We start from the raw sequence: 11,567 nt of genomic DNA on the forward strand, positions 1-11,567 counted from the left end.
GTGTTCGGGCCAGCATGATATTTCCATAAATTTACCTCGGGAGCTGTGATCGCTCTCAAACCTGGCGTACCGCGGTACTGGATAGATGTAGGAATCGGACGAATGACTGCCGAGATTGACAAGGCAGCTTTTGCAGCAATGGCCGAAGATATGCCGTCTGACGGCAATCTGCAGGCGGCGCTGTTCGATGCGGTCTGCGATGGGCTCTCCAGTGCCTTCCTTATCTATGACAAGAACGATCTGCTCCTGTTTGCCAGCCGTCAGGTCCTGAATTTTTTCCCGATCCCGCCGCAGTTCCTGCAGCCATCGACGCGGCTGCGCGACTTCCTGGGCGCTGTGTTCGACAGCGGCGTTCGCCATCATGATGCTCGTGCGAGATCGGCAGTCACGCGCGATGATTGGATATCGCAGCGCATCGCCTCGCATTGGCGCGAGCGTTTTGAAACGACGGAACATTTCGGCGCGGACCGCTGGGTCCGCTTCGTCAAGCGCCGGCTGCCGTCCGGTCTCGGCGTCTGCATTCTCTCGGATATTTCGGAGGTGAAGAAGCGAGAGGAGCAATGGCGTCTCGACATGGAGCGCGTGCAGCTCACCGAAGACATTCTTGACAATCTGTCGTTTCCGCTCTTCGTCAAAGACCGCAATATGGTCTATGTCGCGGTCAACAAGGCGTTCTGCGACAAATACCAGACCTCGGCAGATGAGGTGCTGGGCCGCAAGGGCGTCGATCTTTTCTCGACGGATATTGCCAGTCGCTTCGAGGAGAGCGACCGGCATGTCCTGGAGACAGGCGAAATGTCGATTTCGCGCCAGAGGCAAATCGCGCGCGACGGTATCGAGCGCGATGTGGTCACGAGGAAGCAGCGCATCGGCAAGCCCGGCCGCTATTTCCTGGTCGCCACCATGCAGGACCTGCCGAAAGACGGGGCGGATTTCGACGAATTTGCTCTTGCCACGGAGATCAAAGAGAACAGCGACCGGTCTTACCGACGCGCCTATGTGCCGATGGCAGCGCTTCAGACCGCCTCGCGTCGCCCTCCGGCGATGGAGACCTTCGTTCCCGAAAATTTCTCAGGTCGGAAGATCCTCGTGGTCACCGCCGATCTTGCCGCGGAATCGGCGGCGTTGAAGATGCTCGCCAAATACGGCTTCGAGGCATGTTCGGTCCACAATGAAAGCGAGGAGGCGGCATTTCTGGATGTCGCAAGCTCTCTCGGCATCAAAATAGATCTCGTCATCGTCGACAACCAACTCGGCAACCGCGGCCTGGAATTGGCCGAGCGGCAGAATGTGCCGGCTCTGTCGCTGGACGGCTCGCAGCTCGCCACCGAACTCACCTTCCTGATCGCACGGCATTTCAATCGCAATATCCGCGGCAAATCGGGCGATCCCATCGAAGGCAGCGCGGATGATTGGCAGATCGCAACCGGCAGTGAGGATAGCGGCTTCCAGATCCTCGTTGCCGAAGACAACGATATCAATCAGATCGTCTTCTCGCAGATCCTGGAAGGGCTCGGTTATCGCTACATCATCGCCACCAGAGGCGACCAGGCGGTGCGGCTGTGGAGCGAACACCGCCCGCAACTGATCCTGATGGATATTTCCCTGCCGGGCCTCAACGGTTTTGAAGCCGCAAGACTGATCCGCCGCACGGAAAAAGGGGGCGGTTCGCACACCCCGATCATCGGTGTGCTTACTCAGGCTTTCGAGCGGGACCGCAACGAATGTATCGATGCCGGCATGGATGATATCATCATGAAGCCCGTGAGCCCGGATATTCTCGAGACCGTGTTTCAGAAATACATGCGCGGCGGCCGCAAAGCTCAAATCCAGCAACTCTCATAGTTTTTTAATGTCTAATGAATAGATTTTCCTCGCATGGAATGACTGCCGTCCCGCCATCCTTTGTTAAGACTTCGCCGTCATTCTCTTTCGCGGGTGGAGGAGAGTGTCGGGACTGAATATGAAATCGGCTGAAATTCCGCTTGCGCCAGTAAGTCACAATGAATTGCAGGCGATGGCTTATACCGATCCGCTGACCGGCTTGGGCAACCGCTATCGCATGCGCGACCGCGCGCGCGTGCTTTCCGTCGAGCGCGCGAGCGATCCTGCACCCTTCACCATCGGCATCGCCAATCTCGATTCCTTTAAGCCCATCAACGACCTCTTCGGTGTCGAAGCTGGCGATGAGATCCTTTGCCAGGTCGCGCATCGCCTGAAAGCCTGCATCCCCGACGGCGCCACCGTCACCCGCCACGACGGTGACGAATTTGCCTTCGTGCTGCCGCTGGTCTTTGAACGTGTTGGCGCCGAAAAGTTCGGGCAGATGATCCGTGAGGTGCTGTCGGCGCCCTATGATCTCGGCGACCGCAACGTCCGTCTTTCCGCCTCCTTCGGTTTCGCCATCTATCCCTTTGCCGGCGAGGAGTTCGAAGATCTGCTGAAAAGCGCCGAAACGGCGCTTTATCGTTCCAAGCGGCGCGGCCGTGGCCAGATCACCGTCTATTCCAAGGAGATCGCCCAGGAGATGAAGCGCGCGACGCAGCTTGAACAGGCGCTGCGCAATGCCATCATTTCCAACGCCATCGACGTGCATTTCCAGCCGATCGTTTCGCTCGCCAACAATCTGATCGTCGGCTTCGAGGCGCTGGCCCGCTGGAACGACGCCGACCTCGGCTTTGTTTCGCCCGCCGTCTTCGTTCCGCTTGCCGAGGAGCGCGGCTTTATCGATGCTCTTTCCGAGACCCTGCTGCGCAAGGCGGCCGAGGCCGCACTTTCCTGGCCGCGCGAGCTCTTCCTCTCCTTCAACCTGTCATCGGCGCAATTGATGGATCCCGGCACGAGCAGCAGCATTCTCGCCATTCTCGGCCGCGTCGGCCTCGATCCGCACCGCCTGGAACTGGAAATCACCGAGACCGCGGTCATGAGCTCGGCCGACACGGCACATCGCATCATTGCCGATCTCAGGGCAGCCGGCGTGCGCATCTCGCTGGATGATTTCGGCACCGGCCAATCGAGCCTCGGGCGCTTGCGTGATTTCATCTTCGACAAGGTGAAAATCGATCGCGCCTTCGTTTCGCGCATCAATTCCGATCGTGCCTCCGAACATATCATCAAGGCGATCCTGGCGATGTGCGAAGGGCTTGACCTGCAAGTCGTTGCGGAGGGGATCGAAGACTATGCCGAGGCGGCAGCACTCCGGTCGCTCGGCTGTGCGATGGGGCAAGGCTATTACTACGGCAAACCCGCCGATAGCGTCGCGACGCTGCGATATCTCCACGAAAACCACTACGAACTCGGCGGTGAGCGCGAAAGCGCCTGAATGAGATGGCTAAGACAAATGCGAAAACGGCGGCCTGTAAAGACCGCCGTTTTTAATGTTGCGCGATGACCTTCGTTACTTATTGGTCGTCGACGAGGTCGTCGTGGTGTCGGTTCCAGGCACTGCGGCTGTTGCCGGGGTCTTTGCAGCCTTTTCGGAAGCCTGCATGGACAGCGTCTTGAACTCCGGAGCGGCCTTCAGCGACTCAGCCGTTTCGGTGGTCGTCAGCTTGATGCTGCCGTCCTGGGTGTTCTGGGTAGCGGTGATCTTGTCGAACGGAACAGCGACATTCTTCTGGCCGAGGCCCAGGAAGCCGCCGACGCCAACGATCGCGGCTACAATACCGCCCTGCTTCTGCAGGATAAGGTCGTCGATGCTACCGATGCTCTTGTTCTGAGCGTTGTAGACCGACTGGCCTATATAGGTCTTGGCGCTCATCTGATCTGCCGACTGTTCGGTCAGATAGCCCGGACCCTGAGCCGTGGTTGTTGTCGGCGCCGGAGCCGGAGCCTGGGCATCATTTTGCATCTTGGTAGCCGGCTTGGTCGTGTCAGGCGTTGCCGGGGCGGTTTTTGTCATCGGCGCAGTAGTATTGTTGTCAGTTGACGGCTGCTGCTGCGCCAAAGCCATCGGGGAAAGAACCGATGCTGTAGCAAAGATTGCGCCAGCAGCGGCGGAAGTGAACAATTTGCCGGTCATCGTGAACCTACCTTTCATTCTGATGGGCTTGTTCACCAGCTCGGGCGGGGCCACTCCTTTGGCTGACCATCACCGTGCCGGTTCGTTAAGGAAAATGGTCGAATGAGGGTTTAGTTCCGGCAAGAGTTGCGGGAAACGGCCGCATATTGCCGCGGTTGGGCAGAAATAACCGGAAAAAATAGGCGGATGAGATGCCGCTTTGTACAACCGAAGCAATTAATCTGGCAGTCGGTTGCAGCGATTGGCGGAGCGCTCAGCGTCCGGCGACGGTCTGAACGCCGCAGGCCGGCAAGATCTCTGCCGGCCGCATTATCTCCCACCACGCGAGAAAAAGATCGAATACAATCAGATCTTGTAGACGGGATCGAAGACGCCCTTGACCGTCCGGCCGAGTTCGAGAAGTGCACCGGCTTGCGGCTGCATCGAGCGAGCGTCTTCATCCAGACCTTCCCAGGCGGTGGTCACGGCGAGGCGGTCACCATTCTGACCGATGAAGGCTGGGCAGGACGGCTGCATGGCGGGCACGCGATAGCGCTCGATTCGCAAGCCGTCCGGGCTGTAGCGATCGACGAAACCGGAGCCCCAGCGAGCATTCCAGATATAACCGTCGGCATCGCAGACGGAGCCGTCGAGGCCGCCGGGATCCTCCATGCTGTCGACCATGACGATCGGTTCGCCGACCGGAAGCCCCGTCAGCGGGTCGACCAGCACCCGCATCAACTGGCTGATGCGGGTATCGGTGAAGTAACCGATCGTTCCGTCGGGCGAAAAGCAGATGGAGTTCGGAATGCTGAGCTGGTCGAAGATCTTCGTCACCTTGCCGGCCGCGACGTGATAGATTGCGCCGGCCTGCAGTTCCGCGCGCTTGCCCATGGTGCTGATCCACAGGGAACCGGAGATATGCGTGCGCCCGTCATTGGAACGGTTTTCCGGCTTGTCAGCCTCGATCGCCGCATAGAAAGTCAATTCGCCGGATCTGATATCGCGCAGAAACAATCCGTTTTCCGTGGCGATCAATTGCCGTTCGGCATCGACGCGGGCGAGTACGCTCGCCATCATCGGCAGAGCGTGAACCTCCTTCTTGCCTGACGATAAATGCAGTTCATGCAACTCCTTGCCGAGAATATTGAACCACCAGACCGTATCCGTATCGGGATCATAGGTCGGTCCTTCGCCCAGGGCCGATGCGGTGTTGCAGAGTATATTGCCCTGGAAATCATGAATGTCAGTCATATGTCTCAGGCTCCTACGGCAGCATCATAGGCGTAAATGGTCACCTTGGCACGTTCGGCAACCTCTGCGGTCGTCATTCCCGGCTTGTAAAGACTGGTGCCGAGACCGAAAGCCAGGATGCCTGCTTTGGTGTAATCGGCGAAATTCTTGTCCGAAACGCCGCCGACCGCCGCGATAACGAGTTCGGGCGGCAAGACGGCGCGGATGGCGGTGATGCCGGAGGCACCGAGCACGCCGGCCGGGAAAAACTTGAGGCCCGTGGCGCCGGCCCCCGCGGCCGAAAGAGCTTCCGTTGCGGTGAACACGCCAGGCATGGTCACCATGCCCTTGTCGCGGGCGCGGCTGATGACTGCGGGTTCGACATTCGGCGTCACCAGCAGTTTGCCGCCAGCGGCATCCAGCCGGTGGACATCCTCCACGGTCAGCACCGTGCCGGCGCCGATCAGGCAATCCGCGGGCGCCATCTTGGCGGCGATCTCGATAGAGCGGAAGGGCTCTGGCGAATTCAGCGGGATTTCGATTGCCGTCAAGCCGGCATCGATCAGCGCGCCGACGATGTCAGCCGTCTCCTCGGGTTTGATACCGCGGAGAATGGCGATGAGGGGGCGCTTCATGGCAGGGAAGGGGACGCGGGTCGTCATCAGCTTTTTCTTTCGTCATTCGGCCAGATCGCCTTGGCAGCGGCGGAAAGCCCGCGGCGGACGGCGGCATCGGCATCAACAGTCGTATAGGTGAGGGAAAGGGTGCGGAACGCATCTTCATAGAGCGCCTGCAGGCGTCCGGAGGCGACCAGTGTGATCGCAGCCCCTTGTCCCGCGGATGACAGCACCCCGGCGATTTCGGCGCCGATCAGCGTGCCGGAAATCAACGCTTGGGCTCCGGCCGCCGTCAGGCCATGCAGAAGTTGGCCGGCACGGGCGGTAAAGAGCAGGTTGGTGGCAAGCGCCGGCTTGTTGAAGGCAGCTTTGATCGCCGTTTCGAAGGCGGAGGCGTCCGCGGGCATATCGGCCGCGCCGGCAACGGCGTGGGACAGGATGCTGTGTTTGGTAATGACGTCGAAGAGCTCGCCGGTCATGAAGGTCGAAAAGCCAGTGACCTGGCCGTCGACGACACGCACCCATTTCGAATGGGTGCCGGGCATGCAGACGAGTTGTTCGCCCTTGGCGTCGGCAGCGATCGCGCCGAGCAATTGCGTCTCTTCGCCGCGCATGACGTCGGGCGCTTCCTTGGCGCGTTGCGCAAGGCCGGGCAAAATACGGACATCGCGCGATTGACCGGGTACGGAGACGGCGCCGGTAAGAATGGCGGAGAGCGACGTCGGCGTGTCGATATACCCGGCTTCCACCCAGCCCTGTCGCGCTCCGGCCATGCCGCAGACGATGACGGGAAGGTGTTCCGGCGCGGCGAGTGCATCGAGATGCGACTGCAGCACATTCGCAAAGCCCGTCTGAGCCGCCGAGGTCATGCCTTCGCCGCTGCGGCGTTCGCCGAGAATGCTGTCATCTTCGCCGATCAGCCACAGCCGGAAACTGCTGGTGCCCCAATCGACCGCTATGTATGCGGGTCGTGCCATTTAACAATACCTCTGATTTTTCACTAGAAAATGCCGCTGGTTTTTCACTAGAAAATGCCGCTGGTTTTTCATCAGAAAATACCTCCGTCGACGATGATGGACTGCCCGGTGATGCTGCCTGAGCAGTTGGACGCGAGAAAAAGCGTCGGGCCGACCAGATCGGCGGCCTTCAGAACATGCTTGAGGCATTGGCGCTCGACTGTCCTCGCTATGCTTTCTTCCGTCAGCCAAAGTTCCATCTGCCGCTCGGTGACGATCATGCCAGGCAGAACCGCGTTGACGCGGATATTTTCCGGCCCGAAGCGGCCGGCAAGGCTCTTGGTCAGGCCGATGATCCCGGCCTTTGCGGTTGCGTAAGCGGAAAGATGCGGCGGGTTCATCTTGAAGACGATTGATGAGAAATTGATGATCGCCCCGCCGCCGGCCGCGCGCATGCCTGGCGCTGCCGCTTGCGAGACGAAGAAAACCTGCTTGAGGTTGATCGCCTGATTGTTGTCCCAATATTCTTCGGTGGTTGTGTCTATCTCGTGCCGGTCGTCCCAGGCGGCATTGTTGACGAGGACGCGAATTGCGCCGAGATCGGATTCGACGGCAGCGACCGTGCTTTTGACGGCACCAATATCGCGCAGGTCGGCATGATAGAAGGCGACGGGATGCGCCGACTGCGAAGAAAGCCGGGCAACAAGTGCCTTGCTCGGCTCCTCGGCTATGTCGATGAAGGCGACTTTGGCACCCTGTTGGGCAAAACCTTCGACAAGTGCAGCGCCGATACCGGAGCCACCGCCGGTGATCAGGACGGTGCGATCCTTAAGGTCGGCAAATTGTGCCTGTATCTCGGTCAAGTTCGTTTCCTCCCGTGAACTGAAAATACCTTACTGTTCCATTATTCGGAACATAATTTGACTATATGGAATTATCCGATTACCCTTCCATCGTGTCAAGGACGTGAGGCTATGTCAGCAGCGCGCGGAGGCAATCGTGAATTCGAGGCAGGGCGATGACATGAGGGAAATCCGTCGCGGCCGGGAAACCGGCACGCTCGGCAAGCTCATGACGCTCGTCGATCTCGTTGCGCTCGCCGATCGTCCAATGCGCTTCACCGACATTCTGTCTCTCTCCGACCAGCCGCGCGGCACGCTGCATCGGCAATTGTCTCACCTCGTCGAAGAAGGGCTGCTGGAGACCGATCGCGACGGCTGTTATGTGCCCGGCATCAGGCTCTTGAGCCTTGCCTCGCGCAGTTGGGCGCGCAATGAATTTCGCACCGTCGCCGAGCCGCATCTGCGCCTGCTGCAGGCGCAGACCGGCGAAACCGTGCACCTCGGCGTGTTGCGCGGCACCGAGGTCATTTATCTCGACAAAGTCGAAGGCCGGCAGTCCGTCCGCATGTACTCGCAGATCGGCAATGCCTCGCCGGCCTATTGCACGGGCGTCGGCAAGGCTGCTTTGTCCGCGCTCGACGATATCAGTTTCGAAGCACGCGTCGCCGGCCTCGAGTTTCACGCCTACACCGAGCGCACCCATCGCAGCTTGGCAGATCTCCGGGCAGACATTGAGGCGATCAGAAGGCGCGGTTGCGCTTTTGACCGTGAAGAGCACGAGAGCGGCATATGCTGCGTTGCCGCGCCAATTTACTCCGATGATAATGATATGCTGGCCGGCGTTTCGGTCACCGGCCCCGCCTACCGCGTTACGCCGGAAAAATTGCAGGAATGGGCGCCTTTGGTAAGAGCAGCGGCGGCCGCGATCATGCAGGATATGCACAGTCGCCTCGGTCCGAGGCGTTAAATTCGCCTGCTTTTCTCGACTGTCATGTGAAATTCACCAATTTGGCCTTTCGTGTGCTGGACCTTCGCCAACTTACACGTTTATTCTGAGTTGCTTGTGGGAATCGCAGGTGAACTGCCGTTCTCCTTGATGCCTGCGGCTACACCTGGAGGAGGTTGGCGAGTCGGTTATCCGGCGACGCAGCAAATGGTGTCGCAGCAGACGAAATTTTTAAAATTTATATTGATCAAGCGCCGGTTTGTCGGCGTTCATGTGGTGACCCGGAGGCTTGGAGGCGGCGGTTTCGCGTTTGTGCCCCTCCCTTATATAAAGAAGACTAATGATGGCAGCATTGGTGCAGGCGGGAAAGGCCCCTCGGGCCGAAGATTACATTCATGAAATTAGCAGTCTAAAAACGCAGTTCGATGTTTTTCGTTTCATGAAGCGGCTGACTGAAGCTTATCGCTGCCGGGCTTTCATGGTGCTGAACCTGCCGCCGGTGACATCCTTCGAACTGCAGAGCAATTCGGTCATCAACAACTGGCCTGCCGAACTCCTGGCGACCTACGATCAGGAAGGGCTGATGACCAACAGCCCTGTGCTGCGGCGCCTGCGCAGTTCCACACTGCCTTTCGTCCACGAGACGACGGCGCACACCAATCGCGACGACGGAAAAGCCGAACTCATCGCTGCCCTGTTCGAACGCTTTCGCATGACGCGCTGCGTCTATTTGCCGACCCATGACGCATCCGGTCTTCGTGGCGCGATATCGCTTGCCGGCGATCGCGAGCCCTTCACGTCCGAAGAGATCAAGGATCTCAGCTTTGTCGCGATCTATGTTTTCGACAGGCTCGCCGAAATCCGCAATATGGACATACGCGTCGTCGATGCACTGACCGACCGGGAGATCGATTGCCTGAACTGGACGGCGGCCGGCAAGACCAGTGCCGAAATCGCCGAGATCCTGACCCTCTCCGAACATACGGTCAATCACTACCTGAACCGGGCTACCAAGAAACTGGACACGGTCAACCGCACTCAGGCAGTCGCAAAGGCGCTGCGTGTGGGACTGATAAAATAGGGCATCATCCGAGCGGGAAGGTTAGTAAGCGCGAGCGAAATCCGGCAATTTTCTGCGCGAATTTTGTGCGCTGCACATAAAGTTTGCCGCTATCTTATGCGGTCGTTTTTAGGTTCGGCGCGGTTGATTCAATAACAGATTGAAAAGATGTATCTTTTTTGATTTCGACGAATTGGCACGCTTTCTGCATTTCAATTGGCAGAGGTCCAGAGGGGACTTTGATGACAGCGCCGACAAACGCGCGCGGATCCGGCAGGCGCCGCCGATACCATAGCCGTTGCTTTTTCGCAGCGGCAGGTAGGGCGGCGCCTGTTGCTTATTTGGCACGTCCCCAAAATCTACGGGCTTGAAGGAGCGATTTTTCGCGCGCTCGCCCTACTTCTTTCGAAGCTTTGCTTTATGTCCGCCGCTGACATTTCGGTCTCCAAGGGAGCGTTGCGGCTGGTAGGGCTATAAGCCCGGCGGACCTGCCGGCCGCAACGGACTGAGTTCTGTGTCGATATTCCCTTAATTTCGTTTGGCGAAGTTCCCCCACTCCACTATTTAAGCCTCAAGAGATCTGGAGCGTTTGCCGCGTGGACGTCCATGCGCGGCGATCCGGATGGAAATCGTGCAGTGAGGATGGAATGACGGACATCACCAAGGAACAGGTTCTGGAAACGTTGAGGACCGTTCGTGGCCCCGACCTGGAGCACAATATCGTTGAGCTCGGCATGGTCTCGGATGTCTTCATTTCCGATGCCAAGGTTTATTTCTCAATTACGGTTCCGGCGGAGCGCGCCAAGGAACTGGAACCGATGCGGCTTGCTGCCGAGCGGGTGATCAAGGAGTTGCCCGGCGTCAAAGGCGCGATGGTCGCCCTGACGGCCGACAAGAAGGCCAATGCCGCTGGCGCGCCTGCGCCGCGCCCGGCTCCTGCCCAGCCGCATGCTCATACTCATGCCCATGCGCCGCAACAGCCGCCGCGCGCTGCCAAGATCGGCGTGCCCGGCATCGGAGCCATCATCGCGGTTGCCTCCGGCAAGGGCGGCGTCGGCAAGTCGACCACGGCCGTCAACCTCGCGCTCGGCCTGCTCGCCAACGGCCTGCGGGTCGGCATTCTGGATGCCGATATCTACGGGCCTTCCATGCCGCGCCTCCTGAAGATTTCCGGCCGGCCGACCCAGATCGACGGGCGCATCATCAACCCCATGCAGAATTACGGCCTCAAGGTCATGTCCATGGGCTTCCTAGTCGAAGAAGAGACGGCGATGATCTGGCGCGGGCCGATGGTGCAGTCGGCACTCCTGCAGATGCTGCGGGAGGTTGCCTGGGGCGAGCTCGACGTGCTGGTCGTCGACATGCCGCCCGGTACCGGCGATGCGCAGCTTACAATGGCGCAGCAGGTGCCGCTCGCCGGCGCCGTCATCGTTTCGACGCCTCAGGATCTGGCGCTGATCGACGCCCGCAAGGGCATCAACATGTTCCAGAAGGTGGAAGTACCCGTTCTCGGCATTGTCGAAAACATGAGCTATTTCATCGCTCCGGACACCGGCGCCCGGTATGATATTTTCGGTCACGGCGGGGCGCGGAAGGAGGCCGAGCGCATTGGCATACCCTTCCTCGGCGAAGTGCCGCTGACCATGGGTATCCGCGAGACGTCCGATGCCGGTACGCCGTTGGTCGCTTGCGACCCCAATGGCACCATCGCCGGTATCTATCGCGATATCGCGGCCAAAGTCTGGGCGCAGGTCAGCAACACGCCTCAACGCGCAGCACCCGCCATCGTCTTCGAATAATTCACAAGCGCGTGCACTGAACAGCGATCGGCGCGATTGCCTTGCCCGCGCCGTGTGCTATGACTTCGCCCAATTGTGAATCTGCGGTGAAAGCGCGCATCGAAGGGGTTGTGA

The 11,567-nt window shown here is 59.3% G+C and carries 11 protein-coding genes; 6 read left to right on the forward strand and 5 right to left on the reverse strand.

Going from position 1 to position 11,567, the window contains the following annotated elements; translation table 11 throughout:
• Positions 1 to 102: 102 nt before the first annotated feature.
• Positions 103 to 1,845 (forward strand): response regulator, encoded by a 1,743-nt coding sequence (locus QDY28_RS04640; protein ID WP_331380499.1) that lies wholly within the window; start codon positions 103 to 105, stop codon positions 1,843 to 1,845.
• A gap of 118 nt (positions 1,846 to 1,963) precedes the next feature.
• Positions 1,964 to 3,322, forward strand: a complete 1,359-nt coding sequence (locus tag QDY28_RS04645; RefSeq protein ID WP_331380500.1) for a putative bifunctional diguanylate cyclase/phosphodiesterase — start codon at positions 1,964 to 1,966, stop codon at positions 3,320 to 3,322.
• A gap of 75 nt (positions 3,323 to 3,397) precedes the next feature.
• Here QDY28_RS04645 and QDY28_RS04650 read toward each other — a convergent pair whose 3' ends face one another.
• Positions 3,398 to 3,982: a PRC-barrel domain-containing protein gene (locus QDY28_RS04650; RefSeq protein ID WP_331380861.1), complete on the reverse strand. Its 585-nt coding sequence runs from the start codon at positions 3,980 to 3,982 to the stop codon at positions 3,398 to 3,400.
• Here QDY28_RS04650 and QDY28_RS04655 point away from each other — a divergent pair.
• On the forward strand, positions 3,864 to 4,127 hold the full coding sequence (locus QDY28_RS04655; RefSeq protein WP_331380880.1) for a hypothetical protein: 264 nt from the start codon (positions 3,864 to 3,866) through the stop codon (positions 4,125 to 4,127). The two genes, QDY28_RS04650 and QDY28_RS04655, sit on opposite strands and share 119 nt — an antisense overlap.
• A gap of 239 nt (positions 4,128 to 4,366) precedes the next feature.
• Here QDY28_RS04655 and QDY28_RS04660 read toward each other — a convergent pair whose 3' ends face one another.
• From QDY28_RS04660 to QDY28_RS04675, 4 genes are all read right to left on the reverse strand, one after another.
• Positions 4,367 to 5,254: an SMP-30/gluconolactonase/LRE family protein gene (locus QDY28_RS04660; protein WP_331380501.1), complete on the reverse strand. Its 888-nt coding sequence runs from the start codon at positions 5,252 to 5,254 to the stop codon at positions 4,367 to 4,369.
• A gap of 5 nt (positions 5,255 to 5,259) precedes the next feature.
• Entirely contained in the window at positions 5,260 to 5,895 is a 636-nt protein-coding gene (locus tag QDY28_RS04665; protein ID WP_331380502.1) for a 2-dehydro-3-deoxy-6-phosphogalactonate aldolase, read from the reverse strand.
• Complete coding sequence (locus QDY28_RS04670; RefSeq protein WP_331380503.1) at positions 5,895 to 6,827, reverse strand: 2-dehydro-3-deoxygalactonokinase; 933 nt, start codon at positions 6,825 to 6,827, stop codon at positions 5,895 to 5,897. The genes QDY28_RS04665 and QDY28_RS04670 overlap by 1 nt, the downstream gene beginning before the upstream one ends.
• Positions 6,828 to 6,898: 71 nt before the next feature.
• Positions 6,899 to 7,669 carry an SDR family NAD(P)-dependent oxidoreductase gene (locus tag QDY28_RS04675; RefSeq protein ID WP_331380504.1) on the reverse strand — a complete coding sequence of 257 codons (771 nt, stop codon included), beginning with the start codon at positions 7,667 to 7,669 and terminating at the stop codon, positions 6,899 to 6,901.
• Between the two features lie 160 nt (positions 7,670 to 7,829).
• Between QDY28_RS04675 and QDY28_RS04680 the strand changes: the two genes are divergently transcribed.
• The 3 genes from QDY28_RS04680 to apbC all read left to right on the forward strand — a co-directional run bounded on the left by QDY28_RS04680 (position 7,830) and on the right by apbC (position 11,453).
• Positions 7,830 to 8,615, forward strand: coding sequence for an IclR family transcriptional regulator (locus tag QDY28_RS04680; RefSeq protein ID WP_331380862.1), 786 nt, complete (start codon positions 7,830 to 7,832; stop codon positions 8,613 to 8,615).
• A 319-nt stretch (positions 8,616 to 8,934) separates the two neighbouring features.
• Complete coding sequence (locus tag QDY28_RS04685; protein WP_442967477.1) at positions 8,935 to 9,675, forward strand: helix-turn-helix transcriptional regulator; 741 nt, start codon at positions 8,935 to 8,937, stop codon at positions 9,673 to 9,675.
• 626 nt (positions 9,676 to 10,301) lie between these two features.
• On the forward strand, positions 10,302 to 11,453 hold the full coding sequence (apbC, locus tag QDY28_RS04690; RefSeq protein ID WP_331380506.1) for an iron-sulfur cluster carrier protein ApbC: 1,152 nt from the start codon (positions 10,302 to 10,304) through the stop codon (positions 11,451 to 11,453).
• The last annotated feature ends 114 nt before the right edge of the window (positions 11,454 to 11,567 follow it).

It is taken from the genome of Rhizobium sp. BR 362 (genome assembly GCF_036528765.1).
Classification (GTDB): Bacteria; Pseudomonadota; Alphaproteobacteria; order Rhizobiales; family Rhizobiaceae; genus Rhizobium.

What these genes read in the sequence shown, in the direction of transcription:
- apbC (WP_331380506.1), top strand. Translation starts at nt 10,302, where the DNA reads ATGACGGACATCACCAAGGAACAGGTTCTGGAAACGTTGAGGACCGTT.
- QDY28_RS04685 (WP_442967477.1), top strand. Translation starts at nt 8,935, where the DNA reads ATGATGGCAGCATTGGTGCAGGCGGGAAAGGCCCCTCGGGCCGAAGAT.
- QDY28_RS04660 (WP_331380501.1), bottom strand. Translation starts at nt 5,254, where the DNA reads ATGACTGACATTCATGATTTCCAGGGCAATATACTCTGCAACACCGCA.
- QDY28_RS04665 (WP_331380502.1), bottom strand. Translation starts at nt 5,895, where the DNA reads ATGACGACCCGCGTCCCCTTCCCTGCCATGAAGCGCCCCCTCATCGCC.
- QDY28_RS04680 (WP_331380862.1), top strand. Translation starts at nt 7,830, where the DNA reads ATGAGGGAAATCCGTCGCGGCCGGGAAACCGGCACGCTCGGCAAGCTC.
- QDY28_RS04670 (WP_331380503.1), bottom strand. Translation starts at nt 6,827, where the DNA reads ATGGCACGACCCGCATACATAGCGGTCGATTGGGGCACCAGCAGTTTC.
- QDY28_RS04640 (WP_331380499.1), top strand. Translation starts at nt 103, where the DNA reads ATGACTGCCGAGATTGACAAGGCAGCTTTTGCAGCAATGGCCGAAGAT.
- QDY28_RS04645 (WP_331380500.1), top strand. Translation starts at nt 1,964, where the DNA reads ATGAAATCGGCTGAAATTCCGCTTGCGCCAGTAAGTCACAATGAATTG.